The 26508-nt window shown below is 52.0% G+C and carries 27 protein-coding genes and 2 pseudogenes; 20 read left to right on the top strand and 9 right to left on the bottom strand.

Annotated elements, in window-relative coordinates; translation table 11 throughout:
* From IPL17_RS16975 to IPL17_RS16930, 10 genes and pseudogenes are all read left to right on the top strand, one after another.
* A pseudogene (locus IPL17_RS16975) lies at positions 1-472 on the top strand (aldehyde dehydrogenase family protein); the annotation flags it as partial.
* A 60-nt stretch (positions 473-532) separates the two neighbouring features.
* The gene (locus IPL17_RS16970) at positions 533-1894 is read left to right on the top strand and encodes an aminotransferase class III-fold pyridoxal phosphate-dependent enzyme (RefSeq protein ID WP_345308270.1); all 1362 of its coding nucleotides are present in this window, start codon (positions 533-535) and stop codon (positions 1892-1894) included.
* 80 nt (positions 1895-1974) lie between these two features.
* Positions 1975-3090, top strand: a complete 1116-nt coding sequence (locus IPL17_RS16965; RefSeq protein ID WP_345308269.1) for an ABC transporter ATP-binding protein — start codon at positions 1975-1977, stop codon at positions 3088-3090.
* Positions 3091-3092: 2 nt separating this feature from the next.
* Complete coding sequence (locus IPL17_RS16960; protein WP_345308268.1) at positions 3093-4016, top strand: ABC transporter permease; 924 nt, start codon at positions 3093-3095, stop codon at positions 4014-4016.
* A 43-nt stretch (positions 4017-4059) separates the two neighbouring features.
* On the top strand, positions 4060-4323 hold the full coding sequence (locus tag IPL17_RS16955) for a hypothetical protein (RefSeq protein ID WP_345308267.1): 264 nt from the start codon (positions 4060-4062) through the stop codon (positions 4321-4323).
* An 11-nt stretch (positions 4324-4334) separates the two neighbouring features.
* A complete protein-coding gene (locus tag IPL17_RS16950; RefSeq protein WP_345308266.1) occupies positions 4335-4952 on the top strand; it encodes an ABC transporter permease in 618 nt (205 codons plus the stop codon).
* 148 nt (positions 4953-5100) lie between these two features.
* The gene (locus IPL17_RS16945) at positions 5101-6189 is read left to right on the top strand and encodes a spermidine/putrescine ABC transporter substrate-binding protein (RefSeq protein ID WP_345308265.1); all 1089 of its coding nucleotides are present in this window, start codon (positions 5101-5103) and stop codon (positions 6187-6189) included.
* Between the two features lie 195 nt (positions 6190-6384).
* Positions 6385-6852 carry an Lrp/AsnC family transcriptional regulator gene (locus IPL17_RS16940; RefSeq protein ID WP_345308264.1) on the top strand — a complete coding sequence of 156 codons (468 nt, stop codon included), beginning with the start codon at positions 6385-6387 and terminating at the stop codon, positions 6850-6852.
* Positions 6853-7173: 321 nt separating this feature from the next.
* Positions 7174-8379, top strand: a complete 1206-nt coding sequence (locus tag IPL17_RS16935) for a saccharopine dehydrogenase C-terminal domain-containing protein (RefSeq protein WP_345308263.1) — start codon at positions 7174-7176, stop codon at positions 8377-8379.
* A 98-nt stretch (positions 8380-8477) separates the two neighbouring features.
* Positions 8478-10067, top strand: a complete 1590-nt coding sequence (locus IPL17_RS16930) for an APC family permease (RefSeq protein ID WP_345308262.1) — start codon at positions 8478-8480, stop codon at positions 10065-10067.
* 122 nt (positions 10068-10189) lie between these two features.
* Here the strand turns inward: IPL17_RS16930 and IPL17_RS16925 are convergent, their stop codons facing one another.
* Entirely contained in the window at positions 10190-14371 is a 4182-nt protein-coding gene (locus tag IPL17_RS16925) for an alpha-amylase family glycosyl hydrolase (protein WP_345308261.1), read from the bottom strand.
* A 434-nt stretch (positions 14372-14805) separates the two neighbouring features.
* Between IPL17_RS16925 and IPL17_RS16920 the strand changes: the two genes are divergently transcribed.
* From IPL17_RS16920 to IPL17_RS16905, 4 genes are all read left to right on the top strand, one after another.
* On the top strand, positions 14806-15006 hold the full coding sequence (locus IPL17_RS16920; RefSeq protein ID WP_345308260.1) for a hypothetical protein: 201 nt from the start codon (positions 14806-14808) through the stop codon (positions 15004-15006).
* Between the two features lie 207 nt (positions 15007-15213).
* Complete coding sequence (locus IPL17_RS16915) at positions 15214-17121, top strand: aldehyde ferredoxin oxidoreductase family protein (protein WP_345308259.1); 1908 nt, start codon at positions 15214-15216, stop codon at positions 17119-17121.
* Positions 17122-17183: 62 nt separating this feature from the next.
* On the top strand, positions 17184-17552 hold the full coding sequence (locus IPL17_RS16910) for a four helix bundle protein (RefSeq protein WP_345308258.1): 369 nt from the start codon (positions 17184-17186) through the stop codon (positions 17550-17552).
* 97 nt (positions 17553-17649) lie between these two features.
* Positions 17650-18897 carry an aminotransferase class III-fold pyridoxal phosphate-dependent enzyme gene (locus IPL17_RS16905; protein ID WP_345308271.1) on the top strand — a complete coding sequence of 416 codons (1248 nt, stop codon included), beginning with the start codon at positions 17650-17652 and terminating at the stop codon, positions 18895-18897.
* Positions 18898-18906: 9 nt separating this feature from the next.
* Here the strand turns inward: IPL17_RS16905 and IPL17_RS16900 are convergent, their stop codons facing one another.
* The gene (locus IPL17_RS16900) at positions 18907-19575 is read right to left on the bottom strand and encodes an AAA family ATPase (RefSeq protein ID WP_345308257.1); all 669 of its coding nucleotides are present in this window, start codon (positions 19573-19575) and stop codon (positions 18907-18909) included.
* Between the two features lie 134 nt (positions 19576-19709).
* On the opposite strand from IPL17_RS16900, the gene IPL17_RS16895 reads away from it, so the two are divergent.
* The 5 genes and pseudogenes from IPL17_RS16895 to IPL17_RS16875 all read left to right on the top strand — a co-directional run bounded on the left by IPL17_RS16895 (position 19710) and on the right by IPL17_RS16875 (position 23629).
* Complete coding sequence (locus IPL17_RS16895) at positions 19710-19904, top strand: hypothetical protein (RefSeq protein ID WP_345308256.1); 195 nt, start codon at positions 19710-19712, stop codon at positions 19902-19904.
* Positions 19905-20462: 558 nt separating this feature from the next.
* Positions 20463-21837: pseudogene (locus tag IPL17_RS16890) on the top strand (aspartate aminotransferase family protein).
* Positions 21838-21901: 64 nt separating this feature from the next.
* On the top strand, positions 21902-22072 hold the full coding sequence (locus tag IPL17_RS16885) for a hypothetical protein (RefSeq protein ID WP_345308255.1): 171 nt from the start codon (positions 21902-21904) through the stop codon (positions 22070-22072).
* Positions 22003-22635 carry an aldehyde ferredoxin oxidoreductase N-terminal domain-containing protein gene (locus IPL17_RS16880; RefSeq protein WP_345308254.1) on the top strand — a complete coding sequence of 211 codons (633 nt, stop codon included), beginning with the start codon at positions 22003-22005 and terminating at the stop codon, positions 22633-22635. The genes IPL17_RS16885 and IPL17_RS16880 overlap by 70 nt, the downstream gene beginning before the upstream one ends.
* Positions 22604-23629, top strand: a complete 1026-nt coding sequence (locus tag IPL17_RS16875; protein ID WP_345308253.1) for an aldehyde ferredoxin oxidoreductase C-terminal domain-containing protein — start codon at positions 22604-22606, stop codon at positions 23627-23629. Before IPL17_RS16880 ends, IPL17_RS16875 begins: the two co-directional genes overlap by 32 nt.
* A gap of 41 nt (positions 23630-23670) precedes the next feature.
* Here the strand turns inward: IPL17_RS16875 and IPL17_RS16870 are convergent, their stop codons facing one another.
* The 7 genes from IPL17_RS16870 to IPL17_RS16840 all read right to left on the bottom strand — a co-directional run bounded on the left by IPL17_RS16870 (position 23671) and on the right by IPL17_RS16840 (position 26104).
* A complete protein-coding gene (locus IPL17_RS16870) occupies positions 23671-23826 on the bottom strand; it encodes a hypothetical protein (protein ID WP_345308252.1) in 156 nt (51 codons plus the stop codon).
* A gap of 35 nt (positions 23827-23861) precedes the next feature.
* The gene (locus IPL17_RS16865; protein ID WP_345308251.1) at positions 23862-24020 is read right to left on the bottom strand and encodes a hypothetical protein; all 159 of its coding nucleotides are present in this window, start codon (positions 24018-24020) and stop codon (positions 23862-23864) included.
* Between the two features lie 78 nt (positions 24021-24098).
* Positions 24099-24767, bottom strand: coding sequence for a hypothetical protein (locus tag IPL17_RS16860; RefSeq protein WP_345308250.1), 669 nt, complete (start codon positions 24765-24767; stop codon positions 24099-24101).
* Positions 24745-24933 (bottom strand): hypothetical protein, encoded by a 189-nt coding sequence (locus IPL17_RS16855; RefSeq protein ID WP_345308249.1) that lies wholly within the window; start codon positions 24931-24933, stop codon positions 24745-24747. Before IPL17_RS16855 ends, IPL17_RS16860 begins: the two co-directional genes overlap by 23 nt.
* A 111-nt stretch (positions 24934-25044) precedes the next feature.
* On the bottom strand, positions 25045-25677 hold the full coding sequence (locus IPL17_RS16850; protein ID WP_345308248.1) for a CPBP family intramembrane glutamic endopeptidase: 633 nt from the start codon (positions 25675-25677) through the stop codon (positions 25045-25047).
* Complete coding sequence (locus tag IPL17_RS16845; RefSeq protein WP_345308247.1) at positions 25629-25877, bottom strand: hypothetical protein; 249 nt, start codon at positions 25875-25877, stop codon at positions 25629-25631. Before IPL17_RS16845 ends, IPL17_RS16850 begins: the two co-directional genes overlap by 49 nt.
* Entirely contained in the window at positions 25874-26104 is a 231-nt protein-coding gene (locus IPL17_RS16840) for a hypothetical protein (RefSeq protein ID WP_345308246.1), read from the bottom strand. Before IPL17_RS16840 ends, IPL17_RS16845 begins: the two co-directional genes overlap by 4 nt.
* Positions 26105-26201: 97 nt before the next feature.
* Between IPL17_RS16840 and IPL17_RS16835 the strand changes: the two genes are divergently transcribed.
* Positions 26202-26432, top strand: a complete 231-nt coding sequence (locus IPL17_RS16835) for a hypothetical protein (protein WP_345308245.1) — start codon at positions 26202-26204, stop codon at positions 26430-26432.
* Positions 26433-26508 lie beyond the last annotated feature (76 nt).

The following is a 26508-nucleotide window of genomic DNA, read 5'->3' as shown; positions in this document are numbered from 1 at the left end:
TGGAGCAGTTGATTGCTCTCGGCGCGAAGGAAGGTGCTGGTGTGCCTGTGGATGGGCGCGGGACGGTGGTGAAAGGCTATGAGCGTGGCACCTTGTCAGACCGACGATCCTCTCTGATGTTAAAGCTGGAAGCGAGATCGCGAGGACAGAGATCTTTGGGCCAGTATTAAGTTTGATGCACGTGAATACCATTGATGAAGGCCATCCAGTTGGTAAACAGTGGACAGTACGGCAACCAGGCTAGCTTGTTCACATCCAGTGGAAATGCTGCGCCAGATTCCGATACGAAGCGGATGCGGCAATATGGAATCAATATCGGCGTTGCCGCGCCGATGGCCTTCTTCCCGTTTAGCGGGTGGAAAGATAGTTTCTTTGGTGACATGCATGGGCAGGGGTATGGACGCGGTTGAATTCTTCACCCAGAAAAGGTTGTGGTGGACGCTGGCCCAAAGAATGGACTAGAAAGTTTTAAAATTATTAATCTAGTTGCGGAGGTGAAAAGTGCCGCTCTCGTAAATGTAAAAGGATTATTATGGCTGTGGATTACGAAGACGCATTGAATTATTCATCACGCTGGCTTGACCTGATCAAGAAAAATGAATTTCCGACACAGGATGAAGCGCATAAGATCATCGATGAATCAAAATTCAATTTCGCCGAACATTACAATCGCAACTGGCTGGAATATCGCAAGTCTGTAACCGAAGCTGGAGACTGGGCTGCTGTGGAATGGAGCGGTTCTGGCGCAGTATTCAAGGATGTGCTTGGGCGCGAGTATTTGGATTTTCTCGGCGGATATGGAATGATGGATCTGGGCTGGAGTCACCCGGATGTGGTCAGTGCGGTGAAGGCTCAATTGGATCGCTCGCCGATGCCTTCGCAGGAATTGATCGACCCGTTGCGTGGTGTGTTGGCAAAATTGCTTGCAACCATCACGCCCGGTGATTTGAAATATAGCTGGTTTGCCGCAAGTGGAACTGAAGCCAATGAAGCCGCGATGAAGATCGCAAAATTATATACGGGCAAGACTGCGTTCATCGTTGGTGTAAGAGCGTTCCATGGAAAAACAATGGGTGCGCTTTCATTGATGGGCAAAGCTGATTATCGCGCGCCGATGGGAGCCATGTATGCGGGGCAGGTCTACCACGTCCCGTTTGGCGATGCGGATGCGGTTGAGAAACAGCTTGAGATCTGCGAGAAGGTTGGCGTTGGAGTGGCGGCTGTGATGTTCGAGCCGATCCAGGGTGAATCAGGCGCGATTGTTCCGCCTGATGATTTCTGGCCTCGCATCCGTGCGGCGACGAAAAAATATGGCGTGCTGTTAATTGCGGATGAAGTGCAAACGGGCATGGGCCGCACAGGTAAGTTGTGGGGCGTTGAACACTGGAACGTTGTTCCTGATATTTTGACAGTTGCTAAATCCCTTGGCGGCGGCGTGATGCCTGTCAGCGCAGTAACTACAACTGAAGAAATTTACCAGCCTATGATGTATCCTAATCCTTTCATGCACACCACGACCACGGGTGGCGGCGCGTTGGCTTGCTCGGCTGCCATCGCTGCGATCCATGTTACCTTGCGTGAAAAGTTGTGGGAACAAGCTGCGGATAAAGGGAATTATCTTATTTCAAATCTTGAAAAATTCGTTACGCAGTATCCGCAAATTTATGAGAAAATAACGGGCAAAGGTTTGTTAATAGGCATGCATTTCAAAACGCCTGATATTGGCTACAAAGTTGCGGCTGGGTTGTTCAAGCGGAATGTTGTCGTGGCCGGCACACTCACCAGCGCGCAGACGATTCGTGTTGAGCCTCCATTGGTCGTTACTCGGCAGCAAATGGATGCGTTGTTGGATCGTTTGAGCGATGTCTTAAAGGAAATTGCAAACGGCATGTAGACCTGTCTGGTTTAATGGCGAATTATGGAATCAATAATACGCGCAGAGACCTGATGGGTCTTTGCATTAGGAGAAGATAAATGACCAATGAATTTGCAGTTGAAATGCGCGATGTAGTAAAAAGATTTATTACGCCGGAAGGTAATGAAATGGCCGCTGTGGACCATGTCACCATGCAGATCAAGAACGGTGAGTTCTTTTCCATGCTTGGTTCCTCTGGCTGCGGAAAGACCACCTCATTGCGCATGGTGGCAGGCTTTGAGTGGCCGACCGAAGGAGAGGTCTATATCGAAGGGAAGGCGATGGGGCATACTCCTCCATTTCAACGCAAGGTCAATACGGTATTCCAGAGTTACGCGCTTTTTCAGCACATGACCGTTTATCAAAATCTAGCCTTTGGCCTGGAGATGGAAGGCGCGAACGCTGAAGAGATCAAGAAACGTGTTGGACGTGCCTTGGACATGGTCCAGCTTACCGGCATGGATCGCCGCAAGCCCAAACAGCTTTCCGGTGGACAGCAGCAGCGCGTCGCCCTAGCCCGTGCATTGGTCAAGACACCGGATGTTCTGCTGCTCGATGAGCCGCTCGGCGCGTTGGATCTAAAACTGCGTAAAGAGATGCAGCTTGAGTTGAAGGCACTGCAGCAGCAATTGGGAATTACATTTATTTATGTGACGCATGATCAGGAAGAAGCCTTGACCATGTCCGATCGTATCGCAGTGATGAGCAAGGGTAAGGTTCAGCAGATGGGTACGCCTGTAGAAATTTACGAACGTCCATCCAACAAGTTCGTGGCAGATTTTATCGGGGAGTCGAATTTCCTCGAAGGCAAGGTCAAGTCTATCTCGGGGAATGAGGCGAGTGTTTTTATTCCGAGCTTAAATGCTGAATTGGTCGGCATGACCATTTCGGATGGGATCGTCAAGGGCGAGGAAGTCAATGTCTGCATCCGTCCGGAAAAGATCCATATCGCCGAGAAAGATGTACTCAAACAAAATATGTTCCGCGCCACTGTGACGAACACGGTTTACATTGGTGTGGACACGAAAGTTTTTGTGGACGCGCATGGCGCGAAGTTGAAGGTCTGGGAGCAGAATCGTATTTCAAGGCTCGATCCGAAATCTTTCTATACGGTCGGGCAGGAAATTTGGCTGATGCTCATGCCTGAAAATACGCTTGTTTTGAAAAAGGATTAGCCATGCTTCAGCGACTTCGCGAAAATAAATCTGCGCAAGGTACGTTGTTGGCGCTGCCGACCACGGTCTGGTTGTTCGTGTTGTTGATCATTCCGTTGATCCTGACTTTGATCGTGAGTTTTGGCAAGCGCAGTCCGGACGGCAATGTGATCTATTCGTTTACCCTGGATAATTACACCCGTCTGTTCGGATATAGTACGGATTGCCCCGATGGACAGGCTTCGTGCTTTGACCCGTTATATGTCAATATCCTGGGACGTTCGCTGTCCTTGGCGTTTAACACAACATTATTTGTGATCAGCCTCGCTTATCCGCTCGCCTATTTTATTGCGCGCGCGCATCCGAAGCAGAGGAATTTATATTTGTTCATGGTGTTGATTCCTCTTTGGACGAATTTCGTTATCCGCGTGTACGCGTGGATGATGCTGCTGCGAAAAGAGGGCGCGATCAATCTCATCCTGGGTTGGGTGATGAATTTGTTGAATATTCCGTTCACGCCGCTTGAGATGCTGTATACGCCGGGCGCGGTGTTGGTGGGCATGGTCTATGAATTCCTGCCATTCATGATCCTGCCGATCTATACTTCGCTTGAAAAGATCGATACGTCATTGTATGAAGCCGCTGCGGACCTTGGCGCGAATTCGATAAAAACCTTCCTGCGGGTAACATTGCCGTTGTCCATGCCGGGTGTGGTGGCGGGGACCATCCTGGTATTCATTCCCGTGATGGGAACGTTCATTGTGTCTGATATTCTTGGCGGACGGCAGGTGATCCTGGTGGGCAACCTGATCCAGCGTCAATTCCTGGATGCGCGCGATCCGACCTTTGGTTCAGCCGCATCATTGATCCTGATGGTGATGACCTTGATCGTGACATATTTCTATACGCGCAAATTCGGGTTTGGAGAGGAGATCGTGGTCGCATGATAATCCCGCACAATACAATCTTATTTGAAATGGAGGGCGCAGGATGAATCCATTTCGACGTTCTCCATTTGTAATCATTGCATCGGTGTTGGTGTATATATTTTTATATGCTCCGATCGTCGGCCTGATCCTGTACTCATTCAATGCCTCGCGCACCAATGTGACCTTTGAAGGATTTATCCCAGCCTTTAGCGAGCGTATTGTTATGGATGGCAGTCTTGTGAAATCAAGTCCGTGCGGACCGTTCCACTGGTATTGCGATCTTGCCAAAATCAAGATGTTGCCGAAGCGGCGGGAAATACACTGACGATCGCGTTCGTGGCGACTATCATTTCCACGGTGATCGGCACCATGGCGGCGCTTGCGCTGCAGCGTTACAACTTCAAGATGAAGCCGTTCTCACAGCTTTCACTGTATATCCCCATCGTTATTCCAGAGATCGTGATGGGGATCGGCATCCTGACTTTGTTCAGTCAGTTTTTGGCTGGGCAAATATTTTTTCAATCTTGTGGGAGATGCGCGGCTCTCGATGGGAATTGCAACTGTGGCAGTGAGTCATATTGCTTTTATGGTTCCGTTCGTTACCTTGTCGTGCAGGCGCGTTTGCAGGGCTTTGATAAATCATACGAAGAAGCCGCCATGGACCTGGGTGCAAATGAATGGATCACATTTAAGCGCGTGACTTTCCCCATGATCCTGCCGGGCGTTATGTCTGGCGCGCTGCTGGCATTCACTTTATCGCTCGACGATTTTGTGATCACATTTTTCACGAATGGACCGGGCTCTACGACCCTGCCGATCTATGTCTACGGTTTGTTGAGAAGGATCATCACTCCGCAGGTCAACGCCCTTTCCACGGTCTGGATCTTGGTGGTGTTTTTAGCAGTTATGGCTTTGCAGATCCTTCAAAACCGGGAACAGAAACCACAGCACTAACATTACTTCAGGTATTTCGCATTCCGCATTCGATGCGGAATGCGCGCCAAAAGATCACATCTTATTTTTTCTTGGAGGAAGAAATGAAGAAATCGAATCTATTTAAACTGCTCGTGTTGGTTGTCATGGCGAGCATGGTCCTGTCGGCTTGCGGGGAGGCGGGGAAGCCACTCAAGCCGCAGATAGTGGCGGGAAGGTGACATCCACAGGTTTCGCCTGCCCGGAACCGTCACCCCGCGTGGAGGTCACTTCAGACCAGTTAAACCTGTTTGTGTGGACGGAATATTTCCCTCCCGATATGCTCGAGTGCTTTGAACTGGTTTATGGGATCACGCTAAACCGCGATGAATATTCCAGCAACGAGGAAATGTACGCCAAGGTTTCCGCGGGTGGCACGTCGTACGATCTCGTTCAGCCGACTGACTATATTGTTCCTTTGATGGTCCGCAATCAACTGCTTCAAGAGTTGGACAAGGCCCAGTTGCCAAATATGTCCAGTTTTGACCCATCCTGGCTGGATAAATCTTTTGATAAAGGCAATAAATACTCATTGCCGTATCTTGCCGGCACAGATGCCATTGTTGTAAATACAGATGCCGTTGAAAATGTTCCTCAATCATGGGCTGATCTGTGGAAGCCTGAGTATGCCGGCAAGATGGTCTTCCTTGATGATTCCCGCGCTGTGATCGGGTTAACTTTATTGACTCTCGGGTATGACCCCAACACGACCGATCCCGCCCAGCTTGAAGAGGCCAAAGCTAAACTTGCAGAATTGGTTCCCAGCATTAAAACCTTTGACAGTGACAGCCCCAAGACCGCTTTGATCGCCGGTGATGTTGATCTGGGTATGGTCTGGACTGGCGAAGCTTTCATTGCAAACCAGGAAAATCCAGCCTTCCAATATATTTATCCGACCGAAGGCGCGATCCTTTGGCAGGATAACTGGGTCATGCTCAAGGATGCTCCGCACGCTGACGCCGCCTACGCCTGGTTAAATTACACCATGCAGGGCGATGTATTCTGGCTGACTTTGCGTGACTTCCAATACACGAATCCCAACAAGGCGGCGTTGGAATATGCAAAGGCAAATCAACCGGATGTCTATAAGGCATACGCTGATTCTCCGATCACCAATACTCCGGCAGAGGCAGTCGCCAATGGTCACGGTATTGAAGATGTGGGTGAGGCGACCCCGCTATTTGACAATATCTGGGTCGAGGTTAAGGGCGGAAACTAACCCCGAAGCTTATAATGATAAAGATTTACCCCGACAAGTGAATACTTGTCGGGGTTTTTGTTTTAATGATTCGTGTAGGCGGTGTGCCTTGGTAGAGGTGTATTATTAAACAATAAAGTTATAGAAATGTCATGTTTTATACAAAATCATCATAAATGTATTGACAAATGTGCAAAATAGTTATAATATTGAGGCGTGGAAAGCTCAATCAGCATAAATCAACTCGAAAACCTAGACTCGATCGACCTGTACCTCATCGAGGCTCTGCAAAAAGATGGCCGCGAGGCGTTTGCCCAGATCGCCGATCAGCTCAAGGTGTCGCCAGGGATGATCCGCCAGAGATATAACCGCCTCGTCGAATTGGGATATCTCAAAGTGGTCGCCGTCACCAATCCGCTGATGATGGGTGTCCGCAAAATGGCGATGATCGGCATTCGCACTGATGGCGGCAAATTGATGCAGGTGGCTGAAAAACTTTCCGAACTCAAGGAAGTCGTTTATCTGGTGATCTTGAGCGGCCGCTACGACATTATGATCGAAGTCTTCTGCCGTGACCACGCGGAACTGCTCAGTTTCATGACCGAAAAACTTTCGACAGTGGACGGCGTGCGGGATACGGAATCTTTCATGCATTTGAAGATCGTCAAGGAAATCTATTTCTAGGAAATTCGCTTCATGCGGACCCTGGGTCTGCTGGAGCTTTCAACAAACTTGTCTGCGTCCCAAACATTGAGGAAATGCAGAGCCAATCAAAAGGATAAAATGAAAGCGTTCGTTCGTAGTATCAAAAAAGTGGGGGATGCGTTTGTGAAGGCGTATTTAATGTCTCTTATGATCACTCTTAATTCAGATAGCCAAAACAAACCGCGTGACCGTTATTGAACATGTAGTTGCTCCAGCCGCCGTCCTCGGCGGCTGGAGTTTTTTCATCGTAATCTAACTCGCGGCGTCGCGGGTTAAAAAACAAACGGAGAATGGATCGTCATGAAAGTCTTGTTAGTTGGTGTGGGTGGAGTTGGTGAAGCAATTGCGGCGATCGCAAAGCCGCGCGCGTGGATGGAGCAAATGGTGCTTGCCGATTACAACGTCAAGCGTGCCAGGGAAGTGCAGAAGAAGCTCGGACAGAACAAGCGCTTCCCAGTCGAATTCATTGATGCCAGCAAGAAATCTGAGATCGTAAAACTCGCAAAGAAATACAAAGTGGATATGATCATGAATGCGGTTGATCCGATCTTCAACGAGCAGATCTTCGATGCCGCCTATGCCGCTGGCGTGACCTATATGGACATGGCGATGACCTTGTCCACACCGCATGCGAAGGACCCGTTCAACAAGTGCGGAGTCAAATTGGGCGATTATCAATTCGCCAAAGCCAAAGATTGGAAGAAGAAGAAACTACTCGCACTGGTCGGCATCGGCGTGGAGCCTGGCATGGCGGATGTCTTCGCCCGTTATGCCGCCGATCATCTTTTCGATGAAATTGAAGAACTTGGTATCCGTGATGGCGCGAACATTGCCATTGAAGGCTATGAGTTCGCTCCCAATTTCTCGATCTGGACCACGATCGAAGAATGTTTGAATCCGCCCGTGATCTGGGAAAATGGAAAATGGTTTACGACCGCGCCGTTCTCTGAACCCGAAGTCTTTGATTTCCCCGAGATCGGCCCCGTGGAAATTGTCAACGTGGAGCATGAAGAAGTTCTGCTCATGCCGCGCTGGGTGAAGACCAAGCGCGCCACGTTCAAGTACGGTCTTGGTGACCAGTTCATCGGCGTGCTCAAGACTTTGCATATGCTTGGCCTGGATAACAAAGAGAAGATCAACGTCAAGGGTGTACAGGTTGCGCCGCGGGATGTTGTGGCGGCATGTCTGCCCGACCCTGCTCATCTTGGTGACAAGATGTCTGGCAAGACCTGCGCCGGTACATGGGTGAAGGGTACCAAAGACGGAAAGCCGCGTCAGGTGTATTTGTACCAAGTGGCGGACAATAAAGCCTGTATGGATGCGTGGGGCTGTCAGGCTGTGGTGGCGCAGACCGCTTTCAGCGCAGTGATCGCCATGGATCTGCTCGAGCACGGTGTCTGGAAAGGTGTGGGCGTTCTTGGCCCCGAGGCTTTCCCGCCCGATCCGTTCATGGAAAAAATGGAAGATTACGGCTTCCCGTACGGGATGAAGGAAATGGCTGCATAAAGGTAATAAAGCGGATAAACGTGAGAACGTTTATCCGCTCTTTTTTTGTATTCTGGAGTCCATCAGCTTGCTGATGGAAATATATTTCGGAGGGCGAAATGACAATGAAACCCGGGGATGGAAATGTTATCACTGCTGAAACCAAAAAGCTCAAGCGCGAATTAACGCTATTGCCGCTGTTTGGGTTGATCTATTTCACAGTCTGCGGCGGGGCTTTCGGAGCAGAACCAATGGTCGGCTGGTCGGGACCGGGACTGGCGCTGCTTCTATTTGTTTTGACGCCATTATTTTTTAGCATCCCCAATATGTTGATGGTACGCGAGATGCAATCCATGATGCCGGTGGAGGGCGGATATTATCACTGGCTGAAAGTTGCCTTTGGCCCCTTCGTGGGTTACATGGGCGGCTGGATGAATTGGGTGGTCTCATGGGTGGATGTTTCCATTTACCCGGTGCTGGCTGCGTACTATCTCGGATATTTCATCCCAGCCTTGCGGGAAGGTGCGACGATCGGCGGTGTGTTTGTTGACAGCACGTGGTTGTCTTTTTTGGTTGCGGTCACTTTAATATGGCTGGTCTCCGCGTTGAATGTGCGCGGCGCGCGCTTCTCTGGCCTGCTGACCAACTGGCTGGGCGTGTTGATGCTGCTGCCGTTGATCGCGTTGACCATCATCGGATTCATGGCGTGGTACAAGAGCGGAACAACTGTTTCTCTGCCGTTCCTGCCCGGCGGTGCGGAGGTGAATGTCAGCAATACCATCGGCGCGTTGAGTACTGGCATCTTTGTCGCCATGTGGAACTTCATGGGCTGGGAATTACCCGCCGCGGCCGGCGATGAGATCGTCAACCCTAAGCGGACCTATCCACTGGCGATGGTGCTGGTATTGGTCGCGGCCATCGCGACTTATGCTCTGCCGACTCTGGCTGGTTTGTATGGCGGTGCGGGTGAAGACGGTCGTTATCAGATGTGGGGCATCGAAGAATACGAAAGCGGCGAAGGGATCGGGCCGGTGCTTGATGAGTATGGAGTCCCGGCGGAGCAGGCGCAAGCGTGGGGTGTGGATACGGCCAGCTCGGTTGGCTGGGAATTCCCCGATATTGCCCATGCGGTGGCGGATAAATTAACGGGTCAGAAGAATGGACCGCTCGCACTGATCATGGGCGGATTGGTGACGTTCTCGGCGGTGCTGAGCATGATCGGCTTGTTCATCGGCAATGGATTAGGCGGAACGCGTGTGCCCTTTGCCATGGCGGCGGATGGGATGATGCCGAAGTTCATGGTCAAGGTGCATCCGAAATATGGGACTCCGTGGGTCGCGATCTTATTCTGCGGATTGATCTATTCGGTCTTCTCGCTTTCGGCGTTTGCGGCGCTGGTGGTGATCGACGTATTCCTCAACATGCTGGTATTGATGGCGGAGTTCTTCGCCATGTGGAAACTGCGCTTCTCCATGCCTGACCTGGAACGCAAGAAAGTGCCCGGCGGTTATTTTGGTTTGACGCTTGTTACGCTGGCTCCCGCGATGATCATCGGACTCGCGATCTACAGTCAATACACCGAAGAAGGCATGGCTTCCATTTCGTGGGCATTGGGTGCGATGGTAGTCGGCGCGATCTTGTATTTCCCGATCCGCATGTTCATCAAGCCGGGTGTGCCGGATGTTGATCCGTTCGTGGCGGGTGATTGAACTGATATGAAGTAAATCAAAACCTCGGAGTTCTTTCGGAACTCCGAGGTTTTTTTTGTTTGTACTCAATTGTGATTCCCTGAGCGAAAGCGAAGGGTCACTCCGCCCCTCGCTCACACAAATTAATTACCGCATGGAGCGACGTTGCGCCAGTTGAGCGTAGTGTCATTCACAGTTTGAGTTCCAGTGGCACCGTAGCTGAGGGTCAGAATGCGGTTTCCAATCTCACCGCAGACGCCATCCTTTTCCACGAAATCCCACGAGCCGAGGGCATACTTATACTCAATGGCCGTGGATTCTTTGCCGGTGAAGGTGATCGTCCAGGTTGTGGCATCCACGCGGGTGAGGGATACGCCGCCGGGATTCCATTGGGGCAGGCCGCCATCCAGACGATCCAGGAAGCCGGCGATGTACACGCTGCGGGCTGTGGCGTCGGTTGTGGCGGGGACTGTCAGGTTGATGACCAGGGTGACCGTCCGCAGTTGGGCGGTGCCGGTGACTTCGCTTGAATTGGATGAGCGGTTGAAGGATTGGTCAAGCGAGCGGACTACGTAATAGTAGGTCGCGCCTTCGCTGACGGCTGTGTCCATATAGGAATTGCCTGTTACGCGCGCGATCATTGTATACGGACCGCCTGCTGTGGCAGAGCGCAAGACTTCATAGCCATACAGCGAAGTGTCACCAACAATCGCGTCCCAGGCAAGGTCAATGCCAGCGGGAGAAGCGGAGAGAATATTCAAGCCGGTCGGGACTGTCGGGGCGGTGGTATCGCCGCTCGAAAGCACGGTCAGCTTCCCGGCTTGGGCGGGATCGTATCCATTGCCAATTCCATCCAAGTCGGCGTAGATCCAGCTTGTGCCGTTGGTGGTTGAATAGCGGTAGGCGTAATCAAATGAGCCAACTGATTCAGGCTGCAGGCTGGCGACGAATTCATCGTTGTTGCCGGCGTTGCCATTGAAGGAGGCGTCAACCCAGTTCCATGCGGAGTTGCCGTTCGGGTTGCTGCCCGAAGGACCGAAGCCCAATTGCGCGAGCAGGCTGGGAGTCTGTCCGGGTTGATTGGTCTCGCCGTCGATCCAGACCTGGCCGTAGACGTTGTCGGTGCGGCTGGTGGCGCTGACGGTGTGAGTCAGCGCAGGCGGCCATTGCAGGTTGGCCCAGCCGATCACAAGACGCGGCAGGGCGCTGGCTTCGTTGGAATAGCCGCTTTCGTTGCCGTGGTCATCCATGGCAGTGACAACGTAATAATAGTTCTTGGCATTTACCAGACCAGAATCGGTGAAGGCGGGAGATGCCAGAGGCGCGCTGTTGAGCTTGACATATCCGCCGCCGCTGACGGGGCTGCGATAGATGTTGTAGCCAGTTGCGCCTGTGACCGCGTTCCATTCGAGGCTGACAGTTTGACTGCCTTCGTTGGTTATATGCAAGCCGGTCGGATTGGATGTCGGCTTAAGATCAACATTGGCGGTAATGAGGATCAGACCACTTAATGGATCGATGCTGCCGCTGATGGCGCCGTTCGTTACTGTGACCTGGAGCGGGCTTCCGTTACCGACCACATATGCACGCTGTAAGATGACTCCGTCCGGCAGGTAGCCTGCGACGGGGATGCTGAAAGCCTGCGCCTGATTGCCGCGGTTGACAATGACCACTGCGCCCTGGCTTTCGGTCTTGCGGCCATAGGCGATGATCTGCGAAGCATCATCTGCGAGCAGGATGTTGAAGTCACCATTGACCAGCACAGCCTGAGTCTTGCGCAGTTTGTTGAGCGTTTGATAATGTTTGAAGAGATCGGTCTTCTTTGCCTTCTCAAGCGACGGCATGGTGCGGCGGTCATCGGGATCATCGTCACCGGTCAAGCCAGCTTCATCGCCGTAGTAGACAGTGGGAGCGCCGGGCACAGTGAACTGAATGAGGGAGGCGAGTTTTTGGCGCTGAGTGCCTTCGGCGACATTGGCGGTGTTGAGTTCCTTATCGGCTGTGGTTTCCTGACCGGGTGTGAGAGTCCAGCGGATGCGCTCTGTGTCATGGCTGTCGAGGAGATTCATCAGCGAGTAGTAAGCCGCGTCGGGGTAATCCTCTCGAATTGAGTCGAGACGCGCTGCAAACTCAGAAGGCGCGATAATTCGTCCGCTGTCACCAAAGCCCTTTGAGTCGAAGGACTGCGGGGCGAGTAATCCCAAAACGGAATCGCGCAGGCGGTAGTTCATGGTGGTGTCGGCGCGGTCGCCGCGCAACATGCGCAGGAGGGTGCTGTCTTTTTGCCAGGTCTCGCTGATGATGAGCGCCGTGGGATCGTTGCCCTTCACTTCAGCGCGGAAGGATTCCCAATAGCCGGCGGGGAAGGAGGAATCGCCCATGACATCCAAACGCCAGCCAGCCGCGCCTTTGTCGAGCCAGTAGTTCGAGACGCTGTTGTTGTCCGTGACGAAATAGGCCTGTACCGCGGGCAGGGATTTGTTGAGCACTGGAATTGAGTCAAAGCCGAACCAGCCGTCATAGGTGGCGGAGTTCGCGCCCGCGCTGCCGACGCAGGTGCCTGTGCCTGCGGGAACGTCATGGAAGGTGAACCAGCTTCGATACGGGGAGGTCAGCGACTCGCAGGCGCCGACGGCTGAGTAGTGGCCGTATCTGTCAAAGAAGGCGGAATCCGATGAGAGGTGATTGAAGACGCCATCCAGAACGATGTTGATGTTCTTTTCGCGGGCGTGCTTGACCAGATTATCCCAATCTTTTTGCGTGCCAAAGTAGGGATCGATCTTGTAATAATTCTGGGTATCGTAGCCGTGATTGGAACCGCCATCAAAGATGGGGTTGAAGTAGATGGTGGTGATGCCGAGGGATTGCAGATAATCCAAGCCTTCATCCACGCCCTTAAGATCGCCGCCGAAATAATCACGTCCGCGCGGACTTTCCTTGGCGGGGCTGTAATCGGGCGGGGTGGTGTCAAAGCGCCACGGACAATTGGTTGCGCCATCCGTGTAGTTGCGGCAGTAGCCTTCGGGCAGTGTTCCCCACTTGAGTTTAATGACCGGATCATCGTAGCGGATATCACTGGTCTTCGGGTCGTTGTTGTTGCGGCCGTTGAAGAAACGGTCTGGGAAGATCTGATAAATGCTGGCGCCCTTCGACCAGGCGGGCGAGGTGAAGGTTGGGTCGTAGAACATGAGCGCAAAGCTCTGATCCAGCACTTCGTCGCTGGTGGAGCCGAGACCGCCATCGAGGGCGGAAGTGTTATCGGCGTAGAAATCTGTGTCGCTGCCGTCGGTGACGATGAAGCGATACCATAAATTGTTGGGAGTCGTTTCATTGAGCGAGGCCTGCCAGTAGTCACAGGTTGAGGCTTCGAGACCAGCCTGATAGCAGGAGTCGGTTGCGACGAGGGACATGGGCAGGATGCGCTGACCGTTGGCGTTCAGGTCGTAGACGCGCAAGGCAACGCCACTGACATCGTTATGGAAAGTGCGGAAACGGATCAGTACTGACGTGCCAGCCGTGACCGCGCCGCTGGGCGTGCGATAGAGGGAATCACGTGAGTCGTGGCGCAGGCCATCCCACTCGACGTTGTTGTCCTGACTGGGGCCAAAGCCGACCACGCTGATGCTGGGAACATTGGTGGCGGCATTGAAGCTAAATGTGACCGTCCCGCCGACGCTGGGAACGGTGAAGGGGATATTGTTGCCGCCGCCACCCTGACCGAAGCTTACATCCCAGGTTTCATTGAGCGCAACCTTGCCTTCGTAACTGCCAGCGGGGATGGCGGTGGTGCTAAAGGTATAGATGCCATCGCCATCAACATCCTGCAGCCAGGAGCGCAGACAGCTCGGATCCCAATCGCCGGGGCATCCCAATTCGGATTGGAAACTACCCGGTGCGACAGCGATGACCGAGTTGACGTTGTCGGTGATCCAGTTGGATTTGTGATCGTAGTAAAACTTGACCGTTGAGCCCGCCGCCAAGTTGAGCGGGATGTTTGGCCCGTTGAATGCGGCGTGCAGGCCGTAGTTCTCAGTCCACGCATCATTGAGCGCGGCTTTGAATTCATAGCCGCCAGCAGGGATGGACCATGCGCCCTGCCAGACATCGTCTGCGGAATCATAGGTGAGATGACTCGCGGCGCAGGCGGGGTCCCAATCGCCAGCGCAGCCGACCTCAGATTGGAGCGAGCCGACCACAGTCACGCTGGCGGGGTTTGGTGTGCCAAGTGCCAATACGGGTTTGGGTGAGATCGCGCCCGTGATAAGAGCCAGCAGGCTGAAGCAATTGAAAAGCAATCGAAAAGCATTCTTTCCCTTGAATTTCATGCGTATTTCTCCTTACGGTTATATTGGTGAATTGAGATAATGTTTGTAGTATTTTACAAGTGAAAGCGAGGATGTCAATAGGAAGATCGGTTTTAAGTTTCAAGTGTGTAAGTGCCATGTGTCAGGAGAAGGCGAGAGGGCATTTAACCACAAAGGAACGAAGGGGCACAAAGGGGACGATACGGTTTTCTCAAAGTAGCTTGACAAGTTTCTTTTTTCGCGGCGTGTTGGGAACGCGAATTCAGCGAATTAGCAAATGGCTCGAATAATACTTTTGAAATTCGCGGAATTCGTACATTCGTGAAATTCGCATTAACGGTTTCTGTGCTTTGAGAAAGCCTTGATGGGGAAGAGCCCGTCTCTTTGGTTTTTGATGAGGATGGATTATGATAACAATACCAAATTAAACAAAAAAATAAAAAAGGAGAATCCTCATGCTTTCAGTTGAGATCAAGGAAAACGATAAAGTGGTCGGTTTATTGTCTGCCGTGGAGAAGGCCTTTAAGACAGGTTCAAAGGGATATTTCGGGATGGGCAAGATCCAGATCGGCGAGAAGCGTTATCAGGTGCAGGTGCAGCTGGTGGAGATCGGGTCGAAGCCGAAGCCCGAGGAAGTGGCGTTGAAGGGGGAGTGAAGTTCTACGTGTCAGGTGATTGGGTGTCAAGTGGTTGAGTGCCAAGTGTCAGGGGTTGGAGTGTTTGGGTGTCGAGCGGAGAGCTGACGAAGCATTCCTTCGCCCCTGCATAATTTAATCTGTCCTGTCACTTTCGGAAAAGCCACGTTGTCACAAGTCCAGCCGACCTGTATAATTGAAAAAATATTAATTCAAACGGAGGACGGCATGCCCAACGGTTATAACGGAAAGATTCTGCACGTTGATCTCACACAAGGTTTGCTGACAGTCGAGGAACCAAAGGAAGCCTTCTATCGCAAGTATCTGGGCGGGAGCGCGATGGGGATGCATTATATTTTGCGCGATATGCCCAAAGGCGCGGATGCGCTCAGCCCCGAGAATGTGTTGACGCTTTTCACGGGTGTAACGACAGGCGCGGCGATTTCTGGTCAGAGCCGCTTGAATGCGAATGCCAAGTCTCCGATCAGCGGCGGCATCGGCGACTCGCAGAGCGGCGGATTTTTCCCGGCTGAATTGAAGTTCGCTGGCTTTGATGGGATCGTGATCAAAGGTAAATCCGAGAAGCCTGTCTATCTGGCGATCATTGAAGGTAAATATGAATTGCGCGATGCGGCGCATTTGATGGGCAAGTTAACGGGGGAAGTTGACGATATGATCCATAAGGAAGTTGACCCGAAAGCTGAAATTTTGCAGCACGGCATCGGCGCTGAAAACGGCGTGCTGTTCTCGTCGCTGTGTTCGATGTCCAACCGCCATAATGGACGCACTGGCATGGGTTTGGTGATGGCCTCCAAGAATTTGAAGGCGGTGGTGGTGCGCGGAACGAAGCGGATCCAACTGGCTGATCAAAAATCTCTGGTCGAATTGAATCGCACGGGTCCGAAGATGCTGCCAGAAAATGGCGATATGGACGGCCTGGCCAAGTTCGGTACGGCGGTGGTGGTGCTGTTCAATAACACGCTCGGCACCCTGCCGACCCGCAACTATACCGAAGGGCAGTTCGAAGGCTGTGAACCGATCAGCGGCGAGAAGATGGCTGAGACCATTTTGAAGGAGCGCGATACCTGTTACGCGTGCGTGGTCAAATGCAAGCGCGTGGTTGAAATTAATGATGGACCGTATAAGGTGAGTCCGCGCTATGGCGGGCCAGAATATGAAACGCTCGGCACATTCGGTTCGTACTGCGGTGTTGACGATCTGGCGGCGGTCTCGATGGCGAATCAAATTTGCAACGAATACGCCGTGGATTCGATTGCCGCTGGCGCAACGATCGCCTTTGCGATGGAATGTTATGAGAAGGGTGTCATTACCAAGGAACAAACAAACGGGCTTGATCTCAAATTCGGGAATGCCGACGCGATGATCCAGGCCTTGTATATGCTGGTCAAGGGCGAAGGCGAATTTGGCAGGACGCTCGGCATGGGTTCTGAACGCGCCGCCACAGTGTGGGGCAAAGGCTCCGACGAATTCCTGATCACTGTCAAGGGCGCTGAGTCACCGGCGCACATGCCGCAAGCCAAGCGCAGTCTCGCGCTCATTTACGCGGTCAATCCTTTCGGCGCGGATCACCAATCCAGCGAGCACGATCCCTATTACGAAGACGGCATCGGCGATTTCAATTTGGACCGCCTGAAAGTGCTCGGTCTCGGTTCACCGCAGCCCGCGTATAGCCTGACCGAAGAGAAGGTGCGCTTCGCGTATGAGACCGAAGTCTTTTACTCGATGATGGACTCGGCTGAACTGTGTCAATTCGTGTACGGCCCGACCTGGACGCTGTACGGTCCCAACGAAACTGTCAGCATGATGAATTCAGTCACAGGCTGGGATCTGACCGTCGAAGAGTTGATGACCGTCGGACGCCGCCGCCTGGATCTGTTCCGCACGTTCAATGCCCGCGAAGGACTCGGACGCAAGGATGACAAACTGCCAAAGAAATTCTTCAAGGCTTTGAGCGGAACTGGTCCCACCGCGGGTCTGGCTCTGACGCACGAGGAAGTTGATACTGCCATCGATCATTACTACAAGCTGTCAGGCTACACCTCCGACGGCGTGCCGACGCGCGAGACGTTGCAGAAGCACGACATCGAGTGGGCGGCGGAATATCTTCCTGTGTAAGTGTTTCGGTGTCACGTATCATGTGTCACGTGCAAAGTGTCAAGTGTAGAACGAGGTGATGGATGGCTTTGATCAGGAAGTTTGAAGACATTATTGCGTGGCAGGAAGCACGGAAACTTGTGGCAAGTATTTACAAATTAACCAGTACAGGAGCCCTCGCAAAAGATTTCGGTCTGCGCGACCAAATCCAACGCGCGGCCGTGTCTGCCATGACCAACATCGCCGAGGGCTTCGATTGTGAATCAAAAAAAGAATTTGCCCGTTTTCTTGGGATTGCCCGCCGTTCGGCTGTGGAAGTTCAATCCCTGCTTTACGCCGCACTTGATATCGGGTACATAGACGAACCAACCTTTAAGACAGAATATCAACAAGCCGATAAGACCAAAGCCATCATCGGTGGTCTCAAACATTCCATCTCTCCTCACGACTGACCCTTGAGCACGTGACCCTTAAACGCATAACATATCTTTTACATGACACTGGAAAACTTGACACATGAGCACTCTATACACTGATAACGCCCCGCACATGACTCCCGCTTGGAGCCGCATTTTCAACTTCGTCGCCGACCACGCTGAAGGCGCGTATATTTATACCGACGATGGCAAAAAACTGTTGGACTTCACCAGCGGAATCGGCGTCACCAATACCGGTCACTGCCACCCGAAAGTTGTGGAGGCGATCCGCGAACAGGCTGGGTTGTTCCTGCACGCGCAGGCGAATATCGTCATCCATAAGCCGATGCTGCAATTGATCGAGGAACTGCGCAAGATCGTCCCACCTGAAATGGATAGTTTCTACTTCGCCAATTCCGGCGCAGAGGCGCTGGAGAACGCGGTCAAGATCGCGCGCGGCGCGACGGGCAGGCAGAACATTATTGTGTTCAATGGTTCCTTCCACGGGCGCACCGCGCAGACGATGGCACTGACCACTTCCAAGACTGGATATCGCACGGGTTTTGGTCCGCTGCCCGCGGGCATTTATGCATCGCCGTTTCCGTACGCGTTCAACATGGGCATGAGTGAGGAACAGGCTTCACAGTATGCTTTAGAAAAACTTGAATATCTGCTGGCCTCACAGACCGCGCCGAAAGATACCGCCGCGATCCTGATCGAATCGGTGATGGGGGAGGGTGGATATATCGTGCCGCCGACATCCTTCATGAAGGGACTGCGTGAGATCTGCGACAGGCATGGAATATTATTGATCTTCGATGAAGTGCAGTCGGGCTTTGGGCGGACGGGCAAGTGGTTCGCGCTCGAACACTTTGGCGTGGTTCCCGACATCATCACCGCCGCGAAGGGAATTGCTTCGGGCATGCCCTTGTCGGCTGTTTTCAGCCGCACCGATATTATGAAGAAACTTGATGTGGGTTCGATCGGCGGAACCTACGGCGGGAACGCGGTCGCCTGTGCGGCAGGCGTGGCAACTGTCCGCGCGATGCGAGACGAAAAAATGCTGGAGAATGCCGTAGAAAAAGGCATCCAGCTCATGACCGGTTTGCGTAAATTCCAGGAAGAATATCCGCAGATCGGCGATGTGCGCGGCAAGGGGCTGATGGTCGGCACGGAATTCATCATTGACGGAAGCCAGGCGAAAGCCAAGCAGCTTGTCAAAGATGTGATCCATTCCGCCGAAGAAAAAGGGATGCTGCTGCTTTCGTGCGGGACCTACGACAACACCCTGCGCTGGATCCCGCCGTTGAACGTGACAAGCGAACAGATCAACGACGGGTTGAAGATCTTTGGCGAAGCGTTAAAGGAAGCGGTGAAGTAAGGCGACCGCCTAGCTCAGAAGAAAACCGATATTCTTTTTTGTTGAGTTGTTAAATTCAGGATCGTCAAGCCCGAAGATGTCAGCCAGGGTCATGCTGCTGTTGATATTTTCATGCCCGAGTTTTTTGGCAAGGACGGCTGATTTTTCCGGCGACAAGGGCGCAAAGTTATATTTGGCGATCATCCTGCCTTTTCTGAGCAGGGCTTTGTCAATGCGGTCAATATCGGTGTTGAAGGTGCAGATGACCTTGATGTTCAGAAAGTCACTGAAGAGTCCGTCTGTTAATTGAAGAATGGTTGAAACGACCGACGCGTCCGAGGCGTGATCGCGCGAGACGATGACCTTTTCAGCATCCTCGATGACCAGGACTGAATTCTTGTTGTGCAGCAGGAAGGTGATGAAGGACGGCCTGAGGAGTTCTTTAACAAAATCGTTTTGAATAAAGATGAAGTCCTTGTCCTTGAACCTGCAGATCAGATTTTTGATGTAGCTGGTCTTGCCCGTGCCCGGGTCGCCGTGCAGCAGAATGATGCCGGCTTCCTTCCTTTCCATCGAGCGCGAAATGAGCGCGTCGATCTCGACAAAATCATCGTTGTATAATTCGTTGATATTAACAGATTTGAAGTCGAGCGTGTTGACATCCTCGGTATAAAAACCGCCCTCGGCCGCCACAAGCACCTTGAACTTCGGCAGTTTTTCGTTGCCGAAATTGGAGCGAAGAATGTGGTTGGTTTCAAGGATCCACTTTTCAGAATCGGCAGATCAATGTTGTATAAGAAGTTGACCTGAACGGCCTTGAATTGGGATTGGAAATGGATCAGCATTTGCCCGGATTCGCTTTTGAACAAATACTCATTGGCGTAATCACTCGACTGGGCTGCGTCCTTCGAATCGTCGGTGAGCCAGTACTTGAAAACCGGTTTGAAGGAATATTTTTCCAGGTCAATGTGGCGCAGGATGGATTCTATGGTTTCCTTGGAACCCTCGACAGGCAGGATGACCTTTAACGCGGAAGGAAGAATGCTGAAACAGACCGTGAAATAAGGAAATAGTTTAAAGCGATTGTTCTGATTATATGAGTCAAGCAAGGTTGAAAACATTGGTTCATCCATGGATTGCACCTCCTGTTGTGTTCGAAAAAAATAGTTAACCCGACCCCGCACCAGCGCGGAACGTTCTGACGATTTGCGCAAACCGCCCCTGTTTTATAAAGAGATCCTGGGACGCTGTGGAAAATATATTGTATTTTGAATAAATCTCGAACCCGCTTGGCGCACTACTATACAGCCGTTCAAGACTTTTGGCAATACCGCCCGGAGCGAAAATCATGGTATTTCCAAGGTCAGGAAAATCTTAACGCGAATGACGCGAAAAGGCGAATTATGCGAACAATCCTTCAAAATTGCAATCGTCAGCAGAGTTGAACATTCTTTAAACCACTGAGGTACGAAGCTACTGAGAAAAATAAAAGCGAAACTCCGCTCCTCACTGGGTCAGCGGTAAACGCACAGGCGAGAAGACCGCTCGCCTTCCCCGACCACCGGAAGATAGGTAAAAGACAAAACATGACAAAATCAATTGACCGAAACAAACTCACGCAACTTCTCGAATCTGAAGAACATCTCTTTCGTAAGAACCATCCCAAGTCATTTGAACTGTATCAGCGCGCGCGCAAGTCACTGCATGGCGGCGTGCCGATGCTGTGGATGATCCGCTGGGCGGGTTCGTTCCCTGTTTTCGTTAAGGAAGCCAAAGGCGCGCACTTCACGGATGTGGACGGTCACGACTATATTGATTTTTGTCTCGGCGATACCGGCGCAATGACAGGCCACGCGCCAGAGGCGACGGTCAAAGCAATCACCGAACAGATACAGAAAGGCATCACGCTGATGCTGCCGTTTGAAGATGTCATTTGGGTCGGCGAGGAATTGCAGCGGCGCTTCAAGCTGCCGTACTGGCAGTTCGCCCTGACCGCGACCGACGCGAATCGTTTTGTATTACGCATGGCACGTCTCATCACAGGCCGCCCGAAAATTTTGGTGTTCAATTATTGTTATCACGGCTCGGTGGACGAAACTTTTATCACGATGGACGAAGAAGGCACGCCCATGTCGCGCCCGAATAACATGGGACCGCAGATTGATCCGCGCGAGACTTCCAAAGTGATCGAGTTCAATGATATTGGCGCGCTCGAAACCGCGCTTTCTGCGCAGGATGTGCCGCTGTCCTCGCCGAGCCTGTCATGACCAATATCGGAATCATTCATCCGAACCCGGGTTATCACGATGCCCTGCGCGAATTGACCCGCAAGTATGGGACGTATCTCATCATTGACGAGACGCACACGATCTGTGCCGGCCCGGGCGGATACAGCGCTTCGCACGACCTTCAGCCTGATTTCTTAACCCTCGGCAAACCGCTGGCTGGCGGAGTGCCCGCCGCGATCTACGGCTTCACGGAGGAAGTATCACAAGCCTTTACGGGAAACTTGCGGTGGAAGATTCGGATGTGGGGGGAATCGGGGGCACGCTGGCCGGCAACGCGTTGTCCATCGCGGCCATGAAAGCCACATGCAACATGTATTGACCGAGGAATTTTATGCAAAGGCGATCGTTCTCCAGGAACAATTCACGGCTGGGGTCGAAGCGGTTATCAAGGAATTTGAATTGCCGTGGATCGTTAAGCAATTGGGCAACCGCTCCGAATATTGGTTCCGCCCAAGGCCGCCGAAGAATGGCGGAGAAGCGCACGCGGCGGTAGACCCCGAACTTGACCGTTATATGCATCTGTTTGCGCTCAACCGCGGCATTTTGATGACGCCCTTTCCATAATATGGCGTTGATCTCACCTGAGACCACAAGAGGCGATGTGGATCATCATACGAAGGTGTTCCGGGAAGCGGTACTGAGTTTGTTTCCCCCCGTGGATAGCCCTTGTTGAAGGTCGAAGGTCAAGGTTGAAAGTCGCAATGCTTCGCAACGACATAAATGATTTGGAGAATTCCATGGCTGAATATAAATCCCAGATCTGGCGCATCAACGTGCGCGAGCAAACGCAAGCACGAACCCATTCCCTGAAATCTGGCGGCGTCTTGGCGGGCGCGGATTGCTGGCGCGCATCCTGGTGGATGAAGTGGATGCGATGTGTGATCCGCTGGGGGCGGGGAATAAATTGATCTTTGCGCGCGGGCTTTTGGTGGGGCATATGCTTTCCTCGAACGACAGGATTTCCATCGGCGGAAAGTCTCCGCTGACCGGCGGGATCAAGGAAGCCAACGCCGGCGGGCGGACCGGGTATCACATGGCGTTTATGGGCATGCATGCGCTCATTATTGAAGATATGCCAAAGGAAGACGGTTATTGGGTTTTGCATTTGTCATTGAACGGCGCGAAATGGGAAAAGGCCGACTATATAACCGGCTTGGGCGTTTACGAAACCGCGCCGAAATTACTTGAAAAATACGGCGATAAGGTTGCGATCGCGTTGATCGGTCCCGGCGGTGAGATGCGGATGAAGTCGGCGGGGATCCAGAATATTGATAAGGACAGGATCCCATCCCGTATTGCCGCGCGCGGCGGACTCGGCGCGGTGATGGGCTCGAAGGGATTGAAGGCGATCGTGTTCGATCAGGCCGGTGGGCAGAAACCTGCCATCGCGAATCCAGAAGCGTTTAAAGGTTGCGCAGAAGGATTACACGACCTCGGTCATGAATCATCCGCAGTCGGTGACGTATCGTGATTACGGCACGGCCGCGATGGCGCAGATGACCCAGCGCTTTGCGGCATTAACTGTCCATAATTTTTCACGCGGAACATTTGATAATGTGGAAAATATTAGCGGCGAGACCTTGCGCGAGTTCACGTTGACGCGCGGCAAGCCATCTGACCCGGCGCATGCCTGCATGGCGGGCTGTACGATCAAGTGCTCGAATGTCTTCGGCGGGGAGGATGGCAAGATCATCGTCTCGCCGTTGGAGTATGAAACCATTGGCTTGATGGGCACGAATATTGATATTGATTCTTTGGATTCGATCGGCCGATTGAACTGGCATGTCAACGATCTGGGACTGGACTCGATCGAGATCGGCGGGTCGCTGGGGGTGGCGGCGGAGGCGGGGCTGATGCGCTGGGGCAGTGAGGAAGACGCGCAGAAGTTGATCGATGAAATCCGCGCGGGCACGGAACTTGGCCATATCCTTGGCGATGGCGCTGTGAGTGTTGGGAAAAAATATAATATCGAGCGAGTGCCGGCTGTGAAGGGACAGACCATGTCTGCCTACGAGCCGCGTTCGATCAAAGGGACGGGCGTGACGTTTGCGACCACGCCGCAGGGCGCGGATCACACCTGCGGATTAACGATCCGCGCGCAGGTCAATCACCTTGACCCGACCCAGCAAAAGGATGCGTCGTTGAATGCCCAGTTGAACATGGCTGGTTATGACACCATCGGCGCGTGCATCTTTGCGGGTTTTGGTTATGCGGCGACTCCTGATGGTGTGGTGAAACGCCTGCTTAAGGCGCGTTATGGCTGGGATGATCTGCCTGATAATATTTTGCAGGCACTCGGGAAGGAAACCATTAAGCTGGAAAGAGAGTTCAACAAGCGCGCAGGCTTCACTGCCAAAGATGACCGTCTGCCAGAGTGGATGACGAAGGAAGCCATCCCTGAAAACGGATCAGTGTTTGATGTGAGCACGGAAGTGCTCGATCACATTTTTGACGGGATTGAGTAATAAAAAAACTCCAAGTTCTTCATAGACTTGGAGTTTTTGTTTTATTTCTTGATCGTAATCGTGATTTCAGGATAAGAGGCTGAAGGTCCGTCCAGCAGGGTTTGGTCAATCCCTTTTAGATGCTGATCGAAAAATGCCAAAACGTAGGTTGAAATAATCAGGGTGATCCTTGCGGGAGTGGTATCGCCTGCATTCAAGGTGACGCTTTCGCCGCCGATGGAAATATATGGAGCTAAAACATTGCGTCTGACTGGAAGGATTGATGAGTTGTGCCTGCAATATTGATGAAATAATAAAGGAAGCTCCGCTTCAAATAGGCTGCGGTCAAGGCATTGTTCTTGCTGATTTCTTCCAACTCTTGGGCGCTGGCGTCTATGTTGGATGCGGTCATATACAGTACTGGTTGAGAAAGGGATTTTGAATCTTTGGGGATGACCAGAAAAATATCGCTATCAATACGGCAACTGCGTCAATTCGTTTGTCTAACTGTGCACCCGCGGACAGATGATGCTCCGCCAAAGGAATGACCAAACACTCCGACTTTCTCCATGTCTAAAGCGTCGGCCAAAATGGGATTATCCTGATTGATTTTTTCCAACTGGCTGAGCGCAAAGATCATATCCTTGGCGCGGTTGTCTTTCATCTTATCCATAATCTCTTGCATGGCGGTTTCGCCGCCACTCATGGCTTTTGCAAGATGTTTCGTGTTGGCACCATTCTGCCATTTGATTGCTGGTAGAATCCGTCCGTCAGGCAGGGGATTGCAGGGTGTCAAACGGTTCTGGAATGGCGACCACAATGTAACCAAAACTGCTGATCTGCTCAAGCAGGGTTGAGTAAAACAAGGGCTGCTCGCCGCCGCCGGTGAAAAAAAGCAGGATGGAAATTTCCCTGCGGAATGGTTTGCGGCTGCGTTCCAATAGGCGTTTGAGTGGATGTGATCGAGAGCGCCAGCGGATTCTTTGGTAAGAGAATAATCGGCATAGGCTGTGTTTAGCGCTTCCTCTGCATAGGGACCGGGGGTTGCGTTTGCTTCTGGATCTGCGGGATAAAAAACGGTAACAACCCATTCGCGCGGGCAATTAAACCTGGCAAGGCTGGGCGATCTTTCTCGATCAGGTAGACCGTAGTTTTCCAACTTTGAATTGTCCGTTCAATTTTGGAAGGATGAGTTCTTCATGCAAGGCAATATTTATTTTTGGGCTTGAAGGAAGTAACTTTGGAAGGAATAGAATGGATGTGATGATTAGTATTAAGATTGCGGCGGCAGGCAGGGCGAATTTCCGATTTAGAAGGTATTTCATTAAGAGTCTCCCGTAAACGTATCGACATGTTGTTGTTAGTTTACGGGAGGGAAACAATTGAGTTGCATAAACTCTCGAAGTTTATGTAAATAGATGGTTAACGTTGTGACATTACTGTCTTTTCATTCGATATTGATAGATCATCAACCCTGCCGCGCCAAACAAAATGGAGGTGATGATGCCTTCATTGGTGGGGGTGAAGATGGGCGCCATTGGCCCGTTGACTTTAATAAAGCCATTGATAAGAAGCGGCATGCTTAGCGCATTGATGACGTTATGCAGAACGAAGACAGGCCAGACAGATTTGCTTACCAGCCGCAGTTCACCGAATAGGATCGCGGTGGGGAACAAGACAAGTAATCCGATGGCGAGAAAGACTGGGATGCTGGTTGTAATGGATGATATCAATATGCTGCGATCAAGGAAGTAATAATAATATGGCAAATGCCATGACCACCACAAAATACCAACGATCAAATGATTCAAAATTGGGTGGACTTTGGCGGCATCGAGCCGCGGGGTCAGGTATCCGCGCCAGGCGAATTCTTCGAAGATGTTTTCATGAGCGAGCCGACGAACATCATGCCAGCGGCTGAACCATATGCGCCCGAAGCCTTGGGCGGCAAAACCGTCAGCGCTGACAATGCCGAAAAGCGCGCCCAGACCAAAGGTCAACAGGGCCGCGAGCGGATAGACTAGATCCCTGCCAGATACCACTTCCAGCCTGAGAGGGATTCGGCCCAAGCCAGAATCCTTCCAGCCATCCCCGCCGAAGCGCGCAGAAAAATCCCAGAGAGCGCAGGAGAGGTAAGCCAGACCAACGCGCCCAAACTTTGCATGGGCGGCTGAGTATTGCCTGTGACTGTGTTGAGCCAGATGCCAAGCCAGCCGCCGCCGACGGTGAAGAGTGCGACGATAACGATATTACGAATAATTTTGTTCATGATTGGGTTCCTATTTTGATGTTGTAGTTTTTTGTTTCAATGCGCTCAATGGCTGAGCGCAGCCGGGCGGCGTCGCCGGAGCGCGAGTTGATGTAGCCGAGTTCGAGCGTCAGCAAGCGAAGAAGCTGGTACGCTGATCTGACTTTGGCTGGGGTGTTTTGGCTCATTTGGTATACAGCTTCGAATACGTTGATCCGCTCTTCTATTTCATTGAGTTGCGCGCGCAAAATGTTAAAACCTCCGCGTCGCTGAGTGTGCCGCCGAAATAAGACTTGAATGAGGAAGGCTCGCGGGTGTCGTGTTCGGGCAGAGGGCGCATAGCCATTGATGCAGTTCGCCGCGGCCCGTTTCGGTGATGTTGTAGATCTTCATATCGAGGCGTTCCTCGCGCTCGATTATTTCTTTTTCAACCAGGCCGCCTTCCTCCAACTCGGCCAGCGTGCGGTAGATCTGGCTTTGGTTGGCAGGCGAAGTGTTGATGGATGGTCAAAGGCTTTTTGGATCATGCGCAAGAATGGGCTGAAGGAGGAAGCCAAGAATGGCGTGTTTGAGTGACATGATTTCCTTTCAGAAATAATTTTATGTTACTTATACTATAGTACTTGTATTATAGTATAAGTTTACTAGATGT

Source organism: Candidatus Villigracilis saccharophilus (assembly GCF_016711665.1).
This window is presented reverse-complemented; position numbering and strand designations above follow the sequence as displayed.

Excerpts from the sequence above, each read along its gene's own strand:
- IPL17_RS16970 (WP_345308270.1), top strand. The coding sequence starts at position 533 with ATGGCTGTGGATTACGAAGACGCATTGAATTATTCATCACGCTGGCTT.
- IPL17_RS16965 (WP_345308269.1), top strand. The coding sequence starts at position 1,975 with ATGACCAATGAATTTGCAGTTGAAATGCGCGATGTAGTAAAAAGATTT.
- IPL17_RS16960 (WP_345308268.1), top strand. The coding sequence starts at position 3,093 with ATGCTTCAGCGACTTCGCGAAAATAAATCTGCGCAAGGTACGTTGTTG.
- IPL17_RS16955 (WP_345308267.1), top strand. The coding sequence starts at position 4,060 with ATGAATCCATTTCGACGTTCTCCATTTGTAATCATTGCATCGGTGTTG.
- IPL17_RS16935 (WP_345308263.1), top strand. The coding sequence starts at position 7,174 with ATGAAAGTCTTGTTAGTTGGTGTGGGTGGAGTTGGTGAAGCAATTGCG.
- IPL17_RS16930 (WP_345308262.1), top strand. The coding sequence starts at position 8,478 with ATGACAATGAAACCCGGGGATGGAAATGTTATCACTGCTGAAACCAAA.
- IPL17_RS16925 (WP_345308261.1), bottom strand. The coding sequence starts at position 14,371 with ATGAAATTCAAGGGAAAGAATGCTTTTCGATTGCTTTTCAATTGCTTC.
- IPL17_RS16920 (WP_345308260.1), top strand. The coding sequence starts at position 14,806 with ATGCTTTCAGTTGAGATCAAGGAAAACGATAAAGTGGTCGGTTTATTG.
- IPL17_RS16915 (WP_345308259.1), top strand. The coding sequence starts at position 15,214 with ATGCCCAACGGTTATAACGGAAAGATTCTGCACGTTGATCTCACACAA.
- IPL17_RS16910 (WP_345308258.1), top strand. The coding sequence starts at position 17,184 with ATGGCTTTGATCAGGAAGTTTGAAGACATTATTGCGTGGCAGGAAGCA.
- IPL17_RS16905 (WP_345308271.1), top strand. The coding sequence starts at position 17,650 with ATGACTCCCGCTTGGAGCCGCATTTTCAACTTCGTCGCCGACCACGCT.
- IPL17_RS16895 (WP_345308256.1), top strand. The coding sequence starts at position 19,710 with ATGGATCAGCATTTGCCCGGATTCGCTTTTGAACAAATACTCATTGGC.
- IPL17_RS16885 (WP_345308255.1), top strand. The coding sequence starts at position 21,902 with ATGGCTGAATATAAATCCCAGATCTGGCGCATCAACGTGCGCGAGCAA.
- IPL17_RS16875 (WP_345308253.1), top strand. The coding sequence starts at position 22,604 with ATGAATCATCCGCAGTCGGTGACGTATCGTGATTACGGCACGGCCGCG.
- IPL17_RS16865 (WP_345308251.1), bottom strand. The coding sequence starts at position 24,020 with ATGACCGCATCCAACATAGACGCCAGCGCCCAAGAGTTGGAAGAAATC.
- IPL17_RS16855 (WP_345308249.1), bottom strand. The coding sequence starts at position 24,933 with ATGAAATACCTTCTAAATCGGAAATTCGCCCTGCCTGCCGCCGCAATC.
- IPL17_RS16845 (WP_345308247.1), bottom strand. The coding sequence starts at position 25,877 with ATGAACAAAATTATTCGTAATATCGTTATCGTCGCACTCTTCACCGTC.